Source organism: Mesorhizobium sp. 2RAF45 (assembly GCF_052115225.1).
Lineage (GTDB): Bacteria > Pseudomonadota > Alphaproteobacteria > Rhizobiales > Rhizobiaceae > Mesorhizobium > Mesorhizobium jarvisii.
Genome location: NZ_JBFRGG010000019.1, coordinates 28,814 through 46,677, shown reverse-complemented (window position 1 = coordinate 46,677; position 17,864 = coordinate 28,814). Strand labels below are relative to the sequence as shown.

Here is a 17,864-nt window from a genome sequence, read left to right as displayed (position 1 = left end):
AATCCGCTTCACATCCCTGTCATGTCGGGCTTACAGTATCCGCGCCGTTCGGGTCTAGAACCAAGGAGGTAAACACGTGACGGTTGCCGTATCTCCGGATGGGCTTCCAGCACTGGTGCTGAATGCGGATTACCGTCCGCTCAGCTACTACCCCTTGTCGCTCTGGTCCTGGCAGGACGCCATCAAGGCGGTGTTCCTCGACCGGGTGAACATCGTCGCCGAATATGAGCATGCGGTGTCCTCGCCGACCTTCTCGATGAAGCTGCCGAGCGTGGTCAGCCTGAAGGCCTATGTGAAGCCGTCCAGGCACCCGGCCTTCACCCGCTTCAACGTCTTCCTGCGCGACCGCTTCCAGTGCCAGTATTGCGGCACGCCCGACGACCTCACCTTCGACCACGTCATCCCCCGCCATCGCGGCGGTGCGACGACCTGGGAGAATGTCGTCGCGGCCTGCTCGCCCTGCAATCTGAGGAAGGGCGGCATGATGCCGGCGCATGCCAAGATGTGGCCGCTGCAGAAGCCCTATCAGCCGACCGTGCATGATCTGCACAACAACGGCCGCCTGTTCCCGCCGAACCATCTGCACGAAAGCTGGATGGATTATCTCTACTGGGACGTCGAACTCGAACCTTGAGATCGTTCGAGAATTCGGGAGGCTGGCCGCCTGAAGCGATTGTCTGCGCTTCCGGTACTCACGTACTTTAGTACGCTCCGCTCCGGTTCTCGAAAATCACTTCATCCGACTCAGCCTGCCGAATTCTTGAACGATCTCGCGCCGCGCCAGATCAGTCCTTGGCAAACGCGCCACGGAAGGCGACGGCGGCCAGGATAAGGCTGGCGATGGCGTTCCAGCCGGCCAGGGACAGGCCCAGGATGCGCAGTGCCGCCTTGTCGCAGGAGGGCGGCACGAATTTGTCGAGCGCGTCGAGCACGCCCTTGCCGCCGGTGTCGACCGGGCCGGCGCCCGCCGTGCAATCGGTCGGGCCGGCCCACCACTGCCACTCGACGCCGGAGTGATAGACGCCGAGATAGAGGCCATAGAGCATCAGCAAGCCGCCAATGCCCAGCAGGCCGCGCGTCAGCCAGGCCGGCGCGCGCAGCATCGAGGCGATCACCGCCAGCACCATCAGCGGCGCGCCGATATAATAGGGGGTGCGCTGCTCCAGGCAGAGATGGCAAGGGATGTAGCCGCCAATGTACTGGAAGCCGAGCGCCGACCCGACGGTCGCGGCCATGGCGACGGCGAGAAACAGGGCGGTCCGCGTCCGCTGGCGTCCGGTGTCGGCATTCATGGTCGCTGTCATGGGGTTTTTGTCCGTTGAGTTCGCCGGCCGTTCGCCTTTTTATCCATGTCGTTGTCCCAAAACCGCGGGGCACTTTTGGGCGACATGGACTAGAACGCGTATTTGACGACGATATAGAGCAAAATCAGGGCAGCGGCCGCGGCGCCGGCGATCAGCCCGAGGCGCTTTTCGATGAATTCGCGGATCGATTCGCCATAGCGGCGCAGCAGCCACGCCAAGAGCAGGAAGCGCGCGCCGCGAGCGACGATGGCCGAGATGATGAAGATCAACAAATTGACGTGCAGGGCGCCCGCAAGGATGGTGACGACCTTGATCGGCGGCAGGTGCGCGAGACCGGAGGTAACGAGCAGCACCAGCATCAGGCCGATGCCAGAATTCTGCCAGCGCTCGAAGGTCTCCAGGCCGCCGAAATGCTCCAGGATCGGACGGGCGATGGTGTCGTAGGCGAAATAGCCGATCATCCAGCCGGCGATGCCGCCCAGCACCGAGGCGACCGTGGCGGTCAGCGCATAGCGATAGGCGCGGTCGGGGCGTGCCAACGCCATCGGCAGATAGAGTACATCGGCCGGCACGAAGAAGAACGAGCTTTCAATGAAGGCGATGATGGCAAGCCACCATTCCGCGGATTTCCTGGCCGCCAGCGACAAGGTCCAGTCGTAAAGTCCACGAAGCATCGGCACTCCTATGCGTGTCGCCCAAACGGTGCGCTGCGGTTTCGGGGCAATGGCATGCACAAAACAAAGACCCAAAGCGCGCCATCCATCCGCTGGGACGCGCCTCGCTTTGATGCGCCGCCTGTCTAGAAAGATTTTCCGCGCCGCACAATGGCAGCGCGGTCACGAAATCAAAAGGCGAAGATTGGTCGCATCCCGGTGATCTCGAGATTTGGCCAGTTGACGAACAGGCCTCCGACCGTATAGTCCGCGCCCATCCAGGCCACCCGGCCTGAGCCCCTATGGCGGAATTGGTAGACGCGCTCGACTCAAAATCGAGTTCCGCAAGGAGTGCTGGTTCGATCCCGGCTAGGGGCACCATTCCTTTTTTCAGGATACATGTTGCTTGCCCGCCCATGGCCTGGGGCAAGGTCGATAAGCCACGGAGAGGGTCGGTTGCATCGGACGCGGCCGAGATGATTCAGGGCACAGGCTGGCGCTACAGCGACAGCCTGTGCCTTCTCCGATCGGATCAGAGCGAGTGCTTGTAGCCGATCCCGATGTTCCATTTGTCGCCGGCGAGATCGTTGTAGGGCGCCGAGGTCGTATCGGTCTTCTTCCAGGAATAGCCGACGCTGGCATAGACCGCGTTGGTGGAGTCGATGTTGTAGGTCACGCCGGTGGCCAGTTTGGGCGTTTCCCAGGTGGTGCTGAAGGCGTTGCGGTAGCGGAAGTTGAAGACGTTCCAGGTCCATTGCTTGGACAGCTTCCAATCGCCCGCGAGATAGAGGGCATAGTAGGGAACATTCGCGTTGGCATCGGCATCCTTGATGATGCCCGTATCGTGCCAGGTGTGGCCGAGCCCCAGGCTGGGGGTCAGGGTGAAGGCATCCGTGATCTTGATTTTGTAGCCGAGGCTCGCTTCGGCATAGTACTGCGACTTTCCGCCGGTCTTGAAGGTCGGCTGGATGAAGATCCCGCCGACGAAATTATTGTCGAAATTGTGCGAGACGCTGAGCTTGAAGTAAGTGTCGGCAAGCGACCGGGCGGTGTTGCTGCCATTGTCGATGGCGTAGAATTCCGGGTCCCCCTCGATTGCGATCGTCCAGGTCGGCGCTGCCGGTGGCGGGGCTTCGACCAGGTCGGCGGCAAAGGCCGATGTGGCCATGGACAAGCAGACGCCCAATGGGGCGATGATGGTGCGCAAAAGCATGGTCTTTCCTCGAGATGTGGCGGCGCATCGGGGATGGAGCGGCGCGTTGGGATGTGGCGAGGATTAGCTAGGCGCGTGCCATTACAGTTATGTGACGATGTGCCATTCGTGTGGGGCGGCTTTGCCCAGACGGCCCTCGGCTGGAAATCGGCGGTGCAGTTTGGCCACACCCGCGAGGCGGGGGGCAACAAAATCTTCGATGAGAACGTTTTTCTTGCCTTGGACGAAGCAGGTGCACCAGACGGCTGTGTCGCGCGTCTGCGCGGTCGAGATGGCTATCGCATATTGCCGGTATGGCCCTGCGAATATCTGCCGGGCTGCGGCCAAACCGTCAGGCCATGAGGCTCGACGCCGACGCGGATTTTCGTCACGGCGCCCGAGGTGGTGTCGATCATGTAGACCTCGCTGTCGAAGCGGCCGGACAACCACAATTGCCTGCCGTCGGCGCTGACATTGCCCATGTCGGGGCTGCCGCCACCGGGTATGGGCCATTGCGCGACCACCGAACGGGAAGCAAAGTCGATGACCGTCACGCTGCCCGGCCCCTTTGCGCGGCCTTGCTCCATCTTGTGCGAGCCGCGATTTGAAACGTAGAGTTTTGTCCCGTCGCGGCTCACGACAAAGCCGTGCGTTCCAATGCCGGTGGCGATGAAGCCGATCTCGGAAAAGCTGTCTCCGTCGATCAGGAACACGCCGTCGTTCATCATGTCGGCGACATAGAAGACCTTGCCGTCGGGCGAAAGCCGGATGTCCTGCGGCATGCCCATCTTCGACAAGGCGAGGTGGCCGAGCACCTTCTGGTTTTTCAGGTCCACCTTCAACAGTCCGCCATCGCCGTATTCGCAGGTGAATATGGCGTAGGCATTGTCGGCGGAGAAATCGGCATGGTTGATGCCGGGGCAGGTCGGCGTCGGTATCGTCGATTTCAGCGCCATGGTCTGCGGATCGCGCAGATCAAGCCGCTGAAAGGCCTCATCGACGACGACGGCCGAACTTCCATCCGGCATGAAGTACATGTTGTAGGGGTCATCGACCGGGATTTCGTGACCCGGCCTGGCGGTCTTGGGGTCGATCGGCGTCACGCTGCCCTTGCTGGTGCCGCTGGCGTTGTTGGCGACCCAGAGCGTGCTCAGATCCCAGGACGGAACGACGTGCTGCGGCTTGCGCCCGACAGGGAACCTGTCGACCTCCTTGAGCGTCGCGGGATCGATGACCGATACGCTGTTGGACGAGCGGTTCGGAACATAGACGCGCGGCAGCGCGCCTATCGTGGCCGGGCTCAAATGATCAGGGGTTGTCTGGTCGTAGATATTGACCGGAGAGCGGGCAGGCGGCGGCTCGCTGCAATCCTCCGGGCACGAGTCGGCCCAAGCCGATGCCGGCGACAGGGCAAGCAACAAAACGAGCAGGGCGCGAAAGCTCGTGAACCGTCGATTTGGCTTGATCATTTGGGCTGCTGTCTTGTGAATTCGCGGATCGCCTCGGTCGTCCCGCTGACGATCAGATCGACGCCGAGTTGACCGAATTCGGCCGACGATCGTGTTGGATCGCCACCATAGACGCCGTCGCCGGCGCCGAGCTTCGGAGCCGCCGCGAGGCGATCCTTGCGCACCATGGAAGGGTCGATGGCGAGCATCAGCGATGTGTCGGCCAATCCGGCGTGGGTTCCGATCTCGGACTGCTTCGCGCCGGCCGACAGGAGCTTGTCGACATAGGCGCCCTGGGTGACCTGATAGTATTGCAGCGCCGCAAAGACCCGGACCGGGCCTTTGCTCCATTCGGCATTCAGACGATCGGCCACATGACGCTCGTCGACTTGATAGCCGCCATGGTCGCCGATCAGCACGATGGTCCTGAAGCCGTGCAGCTTGAAGCTGCGCGCCGCGGATTCGAGCAATTGCTCGAAAATCTTGTCGCTGATGGTAATCGTTCCGGGAAACCGCATATGGGCGCTCGGCGGGTCGATGGTCCCTTCCGGGACATAGGAGATCACCGGGGCGACCAAGGCGTTGCCGAGTTGACCGGCAATCTTCTCGGCCAGGAACTTGACCCGCACATTGTGCTTGCCCAAGGCCATGGCAGGACCGCTTTGCTCGGTGCCGCCTATCGGGACGATGATCGTCGTCGTCCCGGCGCTGATCCGATCGCGCAGTTCGGTCCAGGTCTGGTCTTCGAGGAAGACCGATGCATTGGCAGCATGGGCCGCTGAGGCAAGACCCGACAGAAACCAAAGGCCAACGACAATGCCCGCGCGCGTGAAACGGTGCCGTGCGATCAGCTTCTGGGCGATGCGTTGCACCGGACCGGATGTCCGCCGATTTCCTGCAGTTAGTTCGGGGGCGGTGGTCTCGGCATGGCACCGGCGGCCGCGAGGATTCGGGATCATGGGCTACCGCCGTCTCAGCAGGCTCTTCATGCGGYTGCGCAGCAGGCGGGCCATGTTGCGGGTCTCGCGGTAGAGATGCAGCTGCGAGGCGGCCTGGCGGGCGAGGCGGTCGGCGTCCGGCGTCAGCCCGATCACCAGCGTGCCGATCGGCTTGCGCTCGGCCCACAGCCGGCTCATCACCGGATGATCCGGCACCGCGCAGGAATCGGTCATCATGATGTTGGGATCGTCGAGATGCTGCCGGGTGACCTCGATCATCAGCAGCGTGCCGGGAGAATAGGCGGCCAGCGTCTCGTCATAGGCCGTCTTCCAGGTATAGGCGACGCCGGCCTCGACGAAGACGATCAGGCAAGCGATGGTGCGGCCGTCGAGCGTCAGCGAATGGATGCGGCACATGTCCTGCTCGGCGAGCCGGTGGACGGCCTCGCGGGCAAAGGCGGCGCGGAAGCGGTCGATCGCCATGGCGGTGCGCTCGCGGCCCTTCCACCCGGAGGCTTCCAGCGTCAGGAAGCCCTCGATGGCGTGGCGGATCTCCTCGGGGCCGCGCGCCACCACATGCTCCAGCCTGCCGAGGTCGGCAAGGCGCCGTTTCAGGCGGCGGAACTCGCGATAATGGTGCGGGCGCAGCGAAGCCTTCAGATAGTCGTCGCCGTCGAGCTCGCTCTCCAGCACGGGGCGCGGGGTCTGGCCGGTCGTGACCAGCGTCAGGCCGCGCGTCTCGGCCACGGTGTCGAGCAGGCTCGCCACGGGACCATCCAGCCTGATGTCGGGCAGCACGAAGACTTTCGGCAGCTTGAGGTGTGGGCGCGACAGCATCGAGAAGAAATCCTCGACGACGCCGACCGGATCGTCGCGGTCGATCAGCGGCGTGCCGAGCGGACCGAACGGGCTCGACCAGGTGCGCATCACCGGCACGCCGAGCGGCACCACCGGGCGTTCCACCGAGATCGGCACCAGCAGGCGCAGCCGGTTGCGGTATTCGTCGCCGTCGCGGATCACCGCCAGGCGCACCTCGCGATCCTCTAGCCGGGGCATGGCCGGCGCCAGGAAGCGCGGGTTGAAGAAGACGTTCGGCTCGATCGTGCGGGCGCACAAATAATCCAGCTCCTCGACCAGGTCGAAGCCGGCGGACGCCGGGTAGATGGCAAGCTTGCGTTCCGGCCGGTTGTTGGCGAGGATTTCGATATGGGCGGGATCGGGATCGCGCGCCAGCCCGGCAAGGCCGGACACCATGGCGCCGGCGGTGCCGCCGCTGGTTTCCTCGAGCAACGGGATGGCGGCCATCAGGCGGCTCCTTTGGCAGGCACGAAGATGGCCATGACGATGCCAAGCTTGCGCCAGACCGTGAAAGACAGCGCGCTGGCCTCGAAGATCATGGCGAACGCGGTGGCCATGGCGGCGCCCCACAGGCCGAAATGCGGGATCAGCACCACGTTGAGGCCGATGTTGAAGGCCAGTGTCATGGCATAGACGGCGGCGCAGATGTTCTGGTTGCCGCTCATGGTGAGCAGGCTTTCGCAGGGACCGACGGCGGCGCGCGCCACGACGCCGAAGACGAGCAGGAACAGCAGCGGATAGCCCGACGTGAATTCGGGGCCGAACAGCACCAGCATGGGTTTGCCCAGTGCCAGCACCAGCAGCGCCATCAGCAGCGAAGGCCAGAAGGTCCAGGACACCGTCTCGCGGGCAAAGGCGGCAAGCCTCGCCGGCTCGCCATGGGTGAACTGCGCATAGCGCTGGGCGACACCGGCCTTGACGGCGAAATAGACGAAATGCACCAGCGCCAGCGTCTTGACCGTGGCGAAATAGACGGCGACGTCGTTGGGATCCATATAGGCGCCGACCATCAGCACGTCGGCATTGGTGAGCAGGAAGAAGAAGCTTTCGACCAGGAAGATCGGCAGCGAGACGATGAACCATTGCGCGAAATGCACCTTCATCGGTCCGGCCGGGATCTGCCTTTCCATGCGGTGCGTGACGCCGATCAACTGGGCGAGGGTGGTGACATAGGTGGCGGCGATCGAGGCGAAGATCGCCGTCCTGGCATCGGCGGCGTAGCCGGCAAGAAGCATCAGCGCCATGAATAGCAGGATCAGCACCGGCCGTATCAGATAGGTCGGCGACAGGGCGAAAAGCGCCCAGCTGTTCGCCCTGGCCTGGCCCTGCAACAGGTCCGACAGCGCGATCATCGGCAGGCAGATAACGCCGAGGATGAACGGGATCACGTAATAGTTTTCGATCCACGGCGCCGACAGCCAGACACCGAGCGCGCCAAGCCCGGCGATGATGGTGGAGGCGATCAGCACGAACAGCCGGCTGGCCACGACAATGCCGCGCAGTTCGTCCATCAGGCCGCGCTCGCGGTATTCGGGGATGAAGCGGATGACCGAGGTGTGGAAGCCGAGGCAGGCGAGGTTGCCGACGATGACCATCGTCACCCAGACCAGCACGAAGATGCCGTATTCGAACGAGCCCATCCAGCGCGCCATCAGCACCTGGCTGATGAAGGCGATGACGGCGCTGACGATGCGGATGGAGAAGGCGATGACCGACATGCGGCCGGCCTCGCCACGCTCATCGGCGGTGAACAGCACGGCGTCGATGCGGCCAAGCAACGGCCCGACACGCAGCGCCAAACGCTGCGGCAAGAACCGCCCGGCAGTCGTGGCCGCGGAAAAGCGCACCCCGATCTCTCTCCGTTTTCCGCCTCTTTTTCAGGCGTTGGTGTAGCGGAGACACATTAAGAAACGGTTGGGCGAGCTTCCTTCGCCCCGTTCACGGGGAGAAGGAAAGAGCGCGTCCTTAAGCAAAGGCCCCGTGGCAGTGCTTGTATTTCTTGCCGGAGCCGCAGGGGCAGGCTTCGTTGCGGCCGACCTTGCCCCAGGTCGCCTGATTGTTCGGGTCGCGGTCTTCGGGGGCGACGACGGCGCTCTGCTCCTGGCGCACCAGGAGGGCTGTCTCGCCGCCTTCGAAATCGTTCTCGCCGGTGGTGCCGTCGATATGCGTGCCGAACATGTCGGGCGCTTCCGGGGGCGGGGCTTCGGCGGCCTGGCGGACCAGTTCGACGCGCATCAGCTGCGCGGTGACGGCCTGGCGCAGATTGCCCAGCATCGCTTGGAACAGTTCGAAGGCCTCGCCCTTGTACTCCTGCAGCGGGTCGCGCTGCGCGTAGCCGCGGAAGCCGACGACCGAGCGCAGATGGTCGAGATTGACGATGTGCTCGCGCCACAGATGGTCGAGCGTCTGCAGCACCACGGAGCGCTCGACATAGTTCATCACTTCGGGGCCGAAGCGCTCGGCGCGCTCCTTGGCGGCGGCATCGGCGGCGGCAGTGATGCGCTCGCGGATGTCGTCCTCGGCGATGCCTTCTTCCTTGGCCCAGTCCTCGACCGGCAGGTCGAGATTGAGGAATTCGGCGACCTCGGCCTTGAGGCCGGCGACATCCCACTGCTCCGCATAGGCGTTTTCGGGGATGGCCTTGGCGACGATCTCGTCGATGACGCCCTCGCGCATCTCGGCAATGGTTTCCGACAGGCCTTCGCCGTCCATCAGCTCGATGCGTTGTTCGAACACCACCTTGCGCTGGTCGTTGGAGACGTCGTCATATTTCAATAGGTTCTTGCGGATGTCGAAGTTGCGCGCCTCGACCTTCTTCTGCGCCTTCTCCAGCGCCTTGTTGATCCAGGGATGGATGATCGCCTCGTCTTCCTTGAGGCCGAGCTTCTGCAGCATGCCGTCCATGCGCTCGGAGCCGAAGATGCGCATCAAATCGTCCTGCAGCGACAGGAAGAATTTCGAACGACCGGGGTCGCCCTGGCGGCCGGAACGGCCGCGCAACTGGTTGTCGATGCGGCGCGATTCATGGCGCTCGGTGGCGAGCACGTAGAGGCCGCCGGCGGCCAGCGCCTTTTCCTTCAGGCGCTCGACGTCGGCGTTGATTTCCTTTTCGCGCGCCTCGCGCTCCGGGCCCTCAGGCATGTCGCCCAGTTCGTCGGCAATGCGCATTTCGGCGTTGCCGCCGAGTTTGATGTCGGTGCCGCGGCCGGCCATGTTGGTGGCGATGGTGATGGCGCCGGGCTTGCCGGCCTGGGCGACGATCGCCGCCTCGCGCTCGTGGTGGCGGGCGTTCAGCACCTCGAAATCCTTGAAACCTTCCTTGCGCAGGCGGTCCGCCAGCTGCTCGGACTTCTCGATCGAGGTGGTGCCGACCAGCGTCGGCTGGCCCTTGGCGCTGGCTTCGCGGATCTCCTTGACGATCGCCTTGTACTTCTCCTCGACCGTCCGGTAGACCTCGTCGTCCTCGTCCTTGCGGATGACCGGCAGATTGGTCGGGATCTCGGTGACTTCGAGCCCGTAGATGTTGCCGAATTCCTCGGCCTCGGTCAGCGCCGTGCCGGTCATGCCGGACAGCTTCTTGTAGAGGCGGAAATAGTTCTGGAAGGTGACGGAGGCGAGCGTCTGGTTCTCCGGCTGGATCGCCACATGCTCCTTGGCTTCCAGCGCCTGGTGCAGGCCTTCCGAATAGCGGCGGCCGGGCATCATGCGGCCGGTGAACTCGTCGATGATGACGATCTCGCCGTTGCGCACGATGTAGTCCTTGTCGCGCTGGAACAGCCGGTGCGCCTTCAGCGCGTTGTTGACATGATGGACGATGGCGACGTTCTCGACGTCATAGAGCGACTCGCCCTTCAGCAGGCCGGCATCGCGCAGCAGGTTCTCCAGCTTCTCGGTGCCTTCCTCGGTGAAGATAGAGGTCTTCTGCTTCTCGTCGATTTCATAATCCTGCGGCTGCAGCTGGATGATGAAGGTGTCGATGGTGTTGTACATTTCCGAGCGGTCCTCGAGCGGACCGGAAATGATCAGCGGCGTGCGCGCCTCGTCGACCAGGATGGAATCGACTTCGTCGACGATCGCGTAATTGTGGCCGCGCTGCACCATCTGGGCGCGCTCGTACTTCATGTTGTCGCGCAGATAGTCGAAGCCGAGCTCGTTGTTGGTGGCGTAGGTGACGTCGGACGCGTAGGCGACGCGGCGCTCCTCGTCGGACAGGCCATGGACGATGACGCCGACCGAGAGGCCGAGGAATTTGTAGACGCGGCCCATCCATTCGGAGTCGCGGGTGGCGAGATAGTCGTTGACGGTGACGACATGGACGCCGTTGCCGGCCAGCGCGTTGAGGTAGACCGGCAGTGTCGCGACCAGGGTCTTGCCCTCGCCGGTGCGCATCTCGGCGATGCCGCCATTGTGCAGCACCATGCCGCCGATCAGCTGGACGTCGAAGGGGCGCATGCCGAGCACGCGGCGTGCCGCCTCGCGCGCGGTGGCGAAGGCCGGGACCAGAAGGTCGTCAAGGCTGGCGCCATTGGCGATGTCCTGGCGGAATTTTTGCGTACGCCCCGCGAGTTCGGCGTCGGAGAGCGCTCGCATCTCGTTTTCCATGGCGTTGATCGCCTCGACACGGGGCCGGGTCGATTTGACCCGACGGTCGTTGGAGGAACCGAAAACCTTACGGGCGAGACCGCCGAGACTGACCATCCAATGGTCCTTTCGATAGAATTCTCAATCTTGAGATGGGCGCCGGCCGGCCCCATCAAATCCGCGTGATCGCACCGCCTGAATACGGGCAAACACAAAAAGCGCCCGGAAAACGGTTCTGGACGCAAAGTCGTTGGACAGATAAGAGGGGGCTCAACTGATGTCAACGCCGCGCTGGCCCTGCCGGTCGTGCCAAATTCCGCCACAATCTGGCTGATCTGGAAGCCACCCCTCCTTACAATCCTTCACCGGAGTCATCCTTATGCCCTTGTTGTTCCGCCGTGCGTCGCTCGCCAGCCTTGGCCTGGCCTTCGGCCTGTCGGCTCTTTGCCTGTCGCCCGTCATGGCGCAGGAGGCCGCTCCTGCTGCCCCGGCCGCACCCGCTGCGGCGCCGGTCGACCCGAATGCCGTTGTCGCAACGGTCAACGGCCAGCCCCTGACCGAAGCCGACCTAGTGCTTGCCGAAGGCGAGCTGTCGCAGCAATTCGCGCAGTTGCCGCCCGAACAGCGCCGGGCGGCTGCCCTTTCGGCCGCCATCGAGATCCGCGTCATGGCCGCCAAGGCCGTTACCGACGGCCTCGACAAGGATCCCGACTTCCAGCGCCGCATGGCCTTCCTGCAGCAGCGCGCGCTGCATGGCGAGATGGTCGAGAAAGGCGTCGTCGACAAGGTCACCGACGCCGAGATCCGCGCCCGCTACGACCAGGAAATCGCCAACACGCCGCCGGTCAACGAGGTGCATGCCCGTCACATCCTCGTGAAGACCAAGGAAGAGGCCGAGGCGATCATCAAGCAGCTCGACGGCGGCGGCGATTTCCAGAAGCTCGCCAACGAGCACACCAGCGATCCCTCGGGCAAGTCCAATGGCGGCGATCTCGGCTGGTTCGGGCCTGGGCAGATGGTGCCGGAGTTCGACAAGGCGGCCTTCGCGCTCGATGTCGGCAAATACACCAAGGAGCCGGTGCAGACGCAGTTCGGCTGGCATGTCATCAAGCTCGAGGACAAGCGCGCCAAGCAGCCGCCGGCCTTCGACGACGTCAAAGACCAGGCCAAGCAGGCGGTCATCCGCGACAAGTATTTCGCGCTGGTCAAGTCGCTGCGCGCCGGCGCCAAGGTCGAGATCCCCGACGCCAAGCTGAAGCAGGCCGTCGATACGATGGAAGCCGGCAAGTAAGCCTGAACGATTTCTTCAAAGGGGCGCGGCAGCCAAGGGTTGCCGCGCCCTTTTTTGTTGGCCGCCGCTATCTGCCTGATGCCGCTATGCCTTGCAGGAGATAGCGGATCATCTTGCGTATCGTCGCCTCGGGCTCGTCGAGCCGGTTGGTCAGGAGATGCCGCCAGGCGTAGGAAGCGATGAGATCGGCAACGACACCCGCATCGATATCGCCGGCGATCTCGCCCCGCGCCTTGGCGCGTTCGATGATCTGGCCGGTATGGGTGCGGCGCGCTCCGGCATAGCCGGCCAGGGCCGTCGCCGCGGTTTCATCCGACTGCGCCTCGGCGATCAGCGACTTGAAAACACTGCCCGACGATGTCTCGAGCCAGTGCGTGAATAGATTGATCAGGAAGCCGACGAGATCCTCCTCCAGGCTTCCCGTATCAGGAATGTCGACGCGCTTCTGGCGCTGGTAGACCTCGAGCAGCAGTGCCGCCTTGCTCGGCCACCAGCGATAGATGGTCGGCTTGCCGGCACGGGCGCGCCGCGCCACCGCCTCGATCGAGAAGCCGGCATAGCCGGCCTCGATCAGCACGGCTTCGGCGGCCTCCAGAATGGCTTCGGCGCTGTCCAGATTGCGCCTGGCACCAATCGATTTGCGTGCCGGATCGGCGATTTCGCCCATGAGCCGTTCCTCCTGAAGCGGTTGCGTGCCGGCCGAAACGACAACCCGCCGGCAACTGTTGCCTCGCCCCGTATTTTTGCCAGCCGGATGCCTGCCATCCGGAGCAAAGCCTTCGTTTTCCTTGCAGCGTTCGTGCGGACGCCAAATGAAGCCATTTGGCCGCAAAATACGCTGATGCCAAGAGATGCTCATACATCATCGCTTGACGAAACGGAACGGTTCGTTCTATTCAACGAAACGTTTCGTTCCGATGGACATCGCCCATGACGACCATTATCGCATCCGGCACCGCACCCGCCGAGACGACAATTTCGAGTTGGATGACCTTCTTGCTGGCTGCCGCCTGCGGGCTGATTGTCGCCAATATCTACTACGCGCAGCCATTGATTGGCCCGATCGGCGCTGAACTTGGCCTGCCGCCGCATGCGGCGGGCCTGATCGTTACGATGGCGCAGATCGGCTACGGGGTGGGCCTGCTGTTCATCGTGCCGCTTGGCGACCTCGTCGAGAACCGCAAGCTCGTGCTTGGCATACTCGTCGTTGCGACGCTTGCCTTGCTGGGTGCGGCGATATCAACGCAGCCGGCGGCTTTTCTGGCCGCGATGCTGTTTGTCGGTCTTGGCTCGGTCGCTGTGCAGACCCTTATCCCCTATGCGGCGCACCTGGCGCCGGAAGCCAGGCGTGGCCGCGTGGTCGGCAATGTCTCAGTGGGGTTGTTGCTGGGTATAATGCTGTCACGGCCGTTTTCCTCCTTCATCACGGCGCTGTCGTCCTGGCATGTGGTCTACTTCACCTCTTGCATTGTCATGATCGTGCTGACCGTGGTGCTGCGGTTCGCGCTGCCCAGACGCATGCCGACGGCGCGTCTGAGCTACGGTGCGCTTTTGGCGTCCATGGTGCATATTGCGCGCTCGACGCCGGTGCTGCGGCGGCGGGCTCTCTATCAGGCCTTCCTGTTCGCAGCCTTCAGCCTGTTCTGGACGACGACGCCGCTGCTGCTGGCCGGACCCGATTTTGGCTTGACGCAGCGCGGCATCGGCCTGTTCGCTTTGGCCGGCGTCGCCGGTGCAATCGCCGCGCCGCTCGCCGGAAGGGTCGCCGACCGCGGCTGGAGCCGCCCGGCGACAGCCTTTGCCATGCTGTGCGTCGCCGTTGCGTTTCTTGTAACCCATATCGCTCCCAGCGGCTCGACACTTTCGTTGGCGCTGCTGGTCGCCGCCGCTATCGTGCTCGACTTCGGCGTGCAGACCAACCTTGTGCTCGGCTATCGGGATCTGTTCGCGCTCGGCGCCGCGCATCGCAGCCGCCTGAACGGGCTCTACATGGCGACGTTCTTTATCGCCGGCGCAGTCGGCTCGGGCGTCGGCGGTTGGGCGTATGCCCAAGGCGGCTGGCCACTGGTGTCCTGGATCGGCCTGGCGCTGCCAGTTGCGGCACTGCTCTGTTTCGCCACCGAATTCATGTCGCGCCAAAGGGCGTGAATTCGCGCCCAGGTTAGCGCATCATTGCATCGCCTGCGAGGTTTCGGATTCGATGCGCCATCCCTCTTCGGCCTTGACCAGCCCGAGCGTAACGCGCGCCTTGCCGGTCAGCCGTGCCGCCGACTTGTCCTTCGGCACATAGTCGTAGTGCATGGCAAAGGTGGCCTCAGTGCGGTCCTCGCCATGCGGCGTGATCTCCAGGCTGCCTGGTTCCAGCCCGAGCGACCACGAAGTCCATTGCGCGAACCAGTCGGTCTTCACCTTGACGATGGCATCGGCGTCGTAGCGTGTGCCGAAAATGGTGGCCGACGCGCCGTAGATCCGCTTGACCGTTTCGGCCATCGTCCTGGTGTCCGGTGTCAGATAGTTCCGGCGCAGGAATTGTTCGATCGAAGCCTTGTCGTCGCCCACGGAACGCTCCAGCGCCGCGACCTGTGGGGCCGGGGCCGGCGCCGGCTCCGCCGCCGGCTTCGGCTTCGGGGCAGGCCCTTCACCCGGGACGAATTCGAAGCGTTCGAGCAGCGAGCCCTGCTCCCAGGGGCGCTGGCCTTCGCGGGTTTGCGAAACGACGTCGCGGCGCACCGCGATCATCATGTCGTTGATGCTCTGGCCGGGCTCGCCAATGTGCCGCAAAAGGGCTGATGCAAAGGGCGAGTTGCGCCCGGTGCCGTCCATGGCGACCGCGCCGGGCGCCGTCGAGAAGGCAATGAAGGAGCCGCGCGTCGAATCGAACTGCGCCAAGCCGGCGAGCGCCGTCGCCGAGCGCGTGGTGGCGGTGCGGCTGAGGCTGCGGGCGAACGGGTTGTTACGGCAGGCATCGAGAAACACCAGACTGACCTTGGTCTGCTGTTCCATGATGTCGAGGACTTCGTCGATCGGCACGGCTTCGAGCTGCAGTTTCACCGGCATGTCGAGCCTGGCGTCGACCGGCACGATGTAGTTGCGCCCGTCGACCTGCAGGCCGTGGCCGGCATAGTAGAAAAGCCCGACGCCGGCGCCTTCGAGCGCATCGGAGAATTCGCCGATGCTGCGTTCGAGCTCGCGCTTGCCGAGGTCGTTGCCTTCGATGACCTCGAAACCGATGGAGCGCAGCTTGTCGGCGATGTCGAGGGCGTCGTTGACCGGATTGGCCAGCGTGCCGGCCTCGGCATAGGTGCCGTTGCCGATGACAAGCGCCACGCGACGCGCCGGCTCAGCGTCGGCGCTCAGCAGCAATAGTCCCAGAAATGCCCATGCGAGGATCGCAAGCCTGCCCATGGGCGCAATCATAGCGCCACAGGCCCCGGCGACGCCAACAGATTTGAAATGCAGGCTTAATCCAGCGTGGTCCGCCGCCCCGGCAGGCGCGGCGAAAACGCCCTTGCGCCCGCGCGCCGTATCGGGCAAACCGGCCTTCCCTTGCGATTTTCCCGCCCGAGGTCCCCATGTCCACGACGATTTCGCCGCTCGCGCCGAAGAAGTACCCCAAGATGCCTGTCATTGAAGGGGTGCGCATCGCCACCGCCGAAGCGGGGATAAAGTACAAGAACCGAACCGACCTGCTGGCCATGGTGTTCGATGCCGGCACCGCGGTCGCCGGCGTGTTCACCAGGTCGAAATGCCCCTCGGCGCCGGTCGATTTCTGCCGTCAGAACCTTGCCGCCGGCAAGGCGCGGGTGCTGGTCGTCAATTCCGGCAATGCCAACGCCTTCACCGGCAAGAAGGGCCGCGAATCCACCGCGCTGACCGGCGAGGCGGCGGCCAAGGCTGCCGGCTGCACGGCAGGCGAGGTCTTCCTGGCCTCGACCGGCGTCATCGGCGAGCCGCTCGACACGACCAAGTTCAGCCATCTGCTCGCCGGGCTGGTCAGCGATGGCAAGCCCGACCTGTGGACCGAGGCGGCGAAGGCCATCATGACCACGGACACCTATCCGAAAGTGGCGACGCAGACGGTCAAGCTTGGCGATACCGATGTCACCATCAACGGCATCTCCAAGGGCGCCGGCATGATCGCCCCCGACATGGCGACGATGCTGTCCTTCATCGCCACCGATGCGCCGATCGCGGCCCCCGTGCTGCAGGATCTGCTGTCGCGCGGCACGGCCAAGACCTTCAACGCGGTGACCGTCGACAGCGACACCTCGACCAGCGACACGCTGCTGATCTTCGCCACCGGCAAGGCCGCCAAGCGCGGCGCGCCCGAGATCACCGACCCCAGAGATGCCCGGCTCGGCCAGTTCCGCCGGGCGCTCGGCAAGGTGCTGAAGTCGCTGGCGCTGCAGGTGGTGCGCGACGGCGAGGGCGCCCGCAAGCAGGTCGAAGTCACCGTCACCGGCGCGAAATCGGCCCGCTCGGCCAAGCGCATCGCGCTGTCGATCGCCAATTCGCCGCTGGTCAAGACGGCGGTCGCCGGCGAGGACGCCAATTGGGGCCGTGTGGTCATGGCCGTCGGCAAGGCCGGCGAACCCGCCGACCGCGACCGGCTGTCGATCTGGTTCGGCGACAACCGGCTGGCGCATGAAGGCGAGCGCGATCTGGCCTATTCGGAAGAAAAGACCTCGGCCTACATGAAGCGTGACGATATCCGCATCCGCGCCGATATCGGCATCGGCCGCGGCAAGGCGACGGTGTGGACCTGCGACCTCACCAAGGAATATGTCACCATCAACGGCGATTATCGGAGCTGACGGTTTTGGCTTCCAGGCATCCGGCAAGCATGCTTGCGATCGTGCGCCGCTACGAGGCGGCCGGCTTTCGCGCCTGGCCGGCGGCCGCCGTCCACTATGACGGCACCTGGGTGGTGCGGCTCACCGCCGGCCATCCGGCCAAGCGGCTGAATTCGGTCAACCCGCTCGATCCCGGCGACATCCAGCACATAGCCGACCGCATCGGCCGCGCCAGCCGCCGTTTCGACGCCTATGGAAGGCCGCTGACGTTCCGCATGTCGCCGCTGTCGGGTCCCGATCTTGCCGGCCATCTCGACAAGGAGGGCTGGAGCCGATTCGACGAATCGCTGGTCATGCGGCTGCCGCTGGCCGACGCCCAGCTCGATGCCGCCATGGACCAGATTCCGCTCAAGGACATCAGCCGCTTCATCGGCGCGTCGCTCAAGGTCAGCGGATCGGATGTTTCGCTGCGGCCCGGCCTGTCGGAGATCATCGGCGCCATCCAGCCAGAGGCCGGGCTGTTCGCACTGGAAGATGGGGCAGAGGCGCTGGCGACCCTGATTTGCGTGCATGACGGCGATCTCGCCGGCCTGTTCGAAGTCGCCACCGACAAGGCGGCGCGCAACAAGGGCCATGGCCGCAACCTGATCCGGTCGGCGCTGAAATGGGCGCGGCTGCGCGGCGCGCGGGAGGCCTGGCTGCAGGTCGAGGCCGGCAATGTGCCGGCGCTGGCGCTCTATCGGTCGCTCGGCTTCGAGGAAGTCTATCGCTACCATTATCGCCGGCCGCCCGGGCATGAGTGACGT

15 protein-coding genes and 1 tRNA gene are annotated in these 17,864 nt (G+C 64.2%); 6 read left to right on the top strand and 10 right to left on the bottom strand.

What is annotated here, in order from left to right; all coding sequences use genetic code 11:
• Positions 1-76 precede the first annotated feature (76 nt).
• Entirely contained in the window at positions 77-634 is a 558-nt protein-coding gene (locus AB4Z43_RS30615) for an HNH endonuclease (protein ID WP_010911702.1), read from the top strand.
• A 151-nt stretch (positions 635-785) separates the two neighbouring features.
• On the opposite strand, the gene AB4Z43_RS30610 is transcribed toward AB4Z43_RS30615, so the two are convergent.
• Both AB4Z43_RS30610 and AB4Z43_RS30605 read right to left on the bottom strand, forming a co-directional pair.
• Positions 786-1,304 carry a disulfide bond formation protein B gene (locus AB4Z43_RS30610; RefSeq protein WP_064981001.1) on the bottom strand — a complete coding sequence of 173 codons (519 nt, stop codon included), beginning with the start codon at positions 1,302-1,304 and terminating at the stop codon, positions 786-788.
• Positions 1,305-1,393: 89 nt separating this feature from the next.
• Positions 1,394-1,978 (bottom strand): YqaA family protein, encoded by a 585-nt coding sequence (locus AB4Z43_RS30605; RefSeq protein WP_038649922.1) that lies wholly within the window; start codon positions 1,976-1,978, stop codon positions 1,394-1,396.
• 275 nt (positions 1,979-2,253) lie between these two features.
• Here AB4Z43_RS30605 and AB4Z43_RS30600 point away from each other — a divergent pair.
• Positions 2,254-2,338, top strand: a tRNA-Leu gene (locus AB4Z43_RS30600).
• Between the two features lie 151 nt (positions 2,339-2,489).
• Here the strand turns inward: AB4Z43_RS30600 and AB4Z43_RS30595 are convergent.
• The 6 genes from AB4Z43_RS30595 to secA all read right to left on the bottom strand — a co-directional run bounded on the left by AB4Z43_RS30595 (position 2,490) and on the right by secA (position 11,091).
• On the bottom strand, positions 2,490-3,170 hold the full coding sequence (locus AB4Z43_RS30595; protein WP_441940487.1) for a hypothetical protein: 681 nt from the start codon (positions 3,168-3,170) through the stop codon (positions 2,490-2,492).
• Positions 3,171-3,445: 275 nt separating this feature from the next.
• Positions 3,446-4,618: a YVTN family beta-propeller repeat protein gene (locus tag AB4Z43_RS30590; protein WP_441940485.1), complete on the bottom strand. Its 1,173-nt coding sequence runs from the start codon at positions 4,616-4,618 to the stop codon at positions 3,446-3,448.
• The gene (locus AB4Z43_RS30585; RefSeq protein WP_441940483.1) at positions 4,615-5,469 is read right to left on the bottom strand and encodes a creatininase family protein; all 855 of its coding nucleotides are present in this window, start codon (positions 5,467-5,469) and stop codon (positions 4,615-4,617) included. The genes AB4Z43_RS30590 and AB4Z43_RS30585 overlap by 4 nt, the downstream gene beginning before the upstream one ends.
• A 90-nt stretch (positions 5,470-5,559) precedes the next feature.
• Entirely contained in the window at positions 5,560-6,840 is a 1,281-nt protein-coding gene (locus AB4Z43_RS30580) for a GNAT family N-acetyltransferase (RefSeq protein WP_441940481.1), read from the bottom strand.
• Complete coding sequence (locus AB4Z43_RS30575) at positions 6,840-8,240, bottom strand: lipopolysaccharide biosynthesis protein (protein ID WP_038649916.1); 1,401 nt, start codon at positions 8,238-8,240, stop codon at positions 6,840-6,842. Before AB4Z43_RS30575 ends, AB4Z43_RS30580 begins: the two co-directional genes overlap by 1 nt.
• Positions 8,241-8,358: 118 nt before the next feature.
• On the bottom strand, positions 8,359-11,091 hold the full coding sequence (gene secA / locus AB4Z43_RS30570; RefSeq protein ID WP_019861369.1) for a preprotein translocase subunit SecA: 2,733 nt from the start codon (positions 11,089-11,091) through the stop codon (positions 8,359-8,361).
• 262 nt (positions 11,092-11,353) lie between these two features.
• Here secA and AB4Z43_RS30565 point away from each other — a divergent pair, with 262 nt between their 5' ends.
• Positions 11,354-12,265 carry a peptidylprolyl isomerase gene (locus AB4Z43_RS30565; RefSeq protein ID WP_019861368.1) on the top strand — a complete coding sequence of 304 codons (912 nt, stop codon included), beginning with the start codon at positions 11,354-11,356 and terminating at the stop codon, positions 12,263-12,265.
• Positions 12,266-12,332: 67 nt separating this feature from the next.
• On the opposite strand, the gene AB4Z43_RS30560 is transcribed toward AB4Z43_RS30565, so the two are convergent.
• Entirely contained in the window at positions 12,333-12,932 is a 600-nt protein-coding gene (locus AB4Z43_RS30560; RefSeq protein ID WP_441940479.1) for a TetR/AcrR family transcriptional regulator, read from the bottom strand.
• 263 nt (positions 12,933-13,195) lie between these two features.
• On the opposite strand from AB4Z43_RS30560, the gene AB4Z43_RS30555 reads away from it, so the two are divergent.
• Complete coding sequence (locus tag AB4Z43_RS30555; RefSeq protein ID WP_038649914.1) at positions 13,196-14,413, top strand: MFS transporter; 1,218 nt, start codon at positions 13,196-13,198, stop codon at positions 14,411-14,413.
• A 21-nt stretch (positions 14,414-14,434) separates the two neighbouring features.
• On the opposite strand, the gene AB4Z43_RS30550 is transcribed toward AB4Z43_RS30555, so the two are convergent.
• Positions 14,435-15,670, bottom strand: coding sequence for a caspase family protein (locus AB4Z43_RS30550; RefSeq protein ID WP_064981687.1), 1,236 nt, complete (start codon positions 15,668-15,670; stop codon positions 14,435-14,437).
• Between the two features lie 167 nt (positions 15,671-15,837).
• Here AB4Z43_RS30550 and argJ point away from each other — a divergent pair, with 167 nt between their 5' ends.
• Together argJ and AB4Z43_RS30540 are read left to right on the top strand one after the other, a co-directional pair.
• Positions 15,838-17,079 carry a bifunctional glutamate N-acetyltransferase/amino-acid acetyltransferase ArgJ gene (gene argJ / locus AB4Z43_RS30545; RefSeq protein WP_441940476.1) on the top strand — a complete coding sequence of 414 codons (1,242 nt, stop codon included), beginning with the start codon at positions 15,838-15,840 and terminating at the stop codon, positions 17,077-17,079.
• Between the two features lie 29 nt (positions 17,080-17,108).
• Positions 17,109-17,861, top strand: coding sequence for a GNAT family N-acetyltransferase (locus tag AB4Z43_RS30540; protein WP_019861363.1), 753 nt, complete (start codon positions 17,109-17,111; stop codon positions 17,859-17,861).
• Positions 17,862-17,864: the final 3 nt, after the last annotated feature.

Excerpts from the sequence above, each read along its gene's own strand:
- secA (WP_019861369.1), bottom strand. The coding sequence starts at position 11,091 with ATGGTCAGTCTCGGCGGTCTCGCCCGTAAGGTTTTCGGTTCCTCCAAC.
- AB4Z43_RS30540 (WP_019861363.1), top strand. The coding sequence starts at position 17,109 with ATGCTTGCGATCGTGCGCCGCTACGAGGCGGCCGGCTTTCGCGCCTGG.
- AB4Z43_RS30595 (WP_441940487.1), bottom strand. The coding sequence starts at position 3,170 with ATGCTTTTGCGCACCATCATCGCCCCATTGGGCGTCTGCTTGTCCATG.
- AB4Z43_RS30565 (WP_019861368.1), top strand. The coding sequence starts at position 11,354 with ATGCCCTTGTTGTTCCGCCGTGCGTCGCTCGCCAGCCTTGGCCTGGCC.
- AB4Z43_RS30550 (WP_064981687.1), bottom strand. The coding sequence starts at position 15,670 with ATGGGCAGGCTTGCGATCCTCGCATGGGCATTTCTGGGACTATTGCTG.
- AB4Z43_RS30610 (WP_064981001.1), bottom strand. The coding sequence starts at position 1,304 with ATGACAGCGACCATGAATGCCGACACCGGACGCCAGCGGACGCGGACC.
- AB4Z43_RS30560 (WP_441940479.1), bottom strand. The coding sequence starts at position 12,932 with ATGGGCGAAATCGCCGATCCGGCACGCAAATCGATTGGTGCCAGGCGC.
- argJ (WP_441940476.1), top strand. The coding sequence starts at position 15,838 with ATGTCCACGACGATTTCGCCGCTCGCGCCGAAGAAGTACCCCAAGATG.
- AB4Z43_RS30605 (WP_038649922.1), bottom strand. The coding sequence starts at position 1,978 with ATGCTTCGTGGACTTTACGACTGGACCTTGTCGCTGGCGGCCAGGAAA.
- AB4Z43_RS30590 (WP_441940485.1), bottom strand. The coding sequence starts at position 4,618 with ATGATCAAGCCAAATCGACGGTTCACGAGCTTTCGCGCCCTGCTCGTT.
- AB4Z43_RS30555 (WP_038649914.1), top strand. The coding sequence starts at position 13,196 with ATGACGACCATTATCGCATCCGGCACCGCACCCGCCGAGACGACAATT.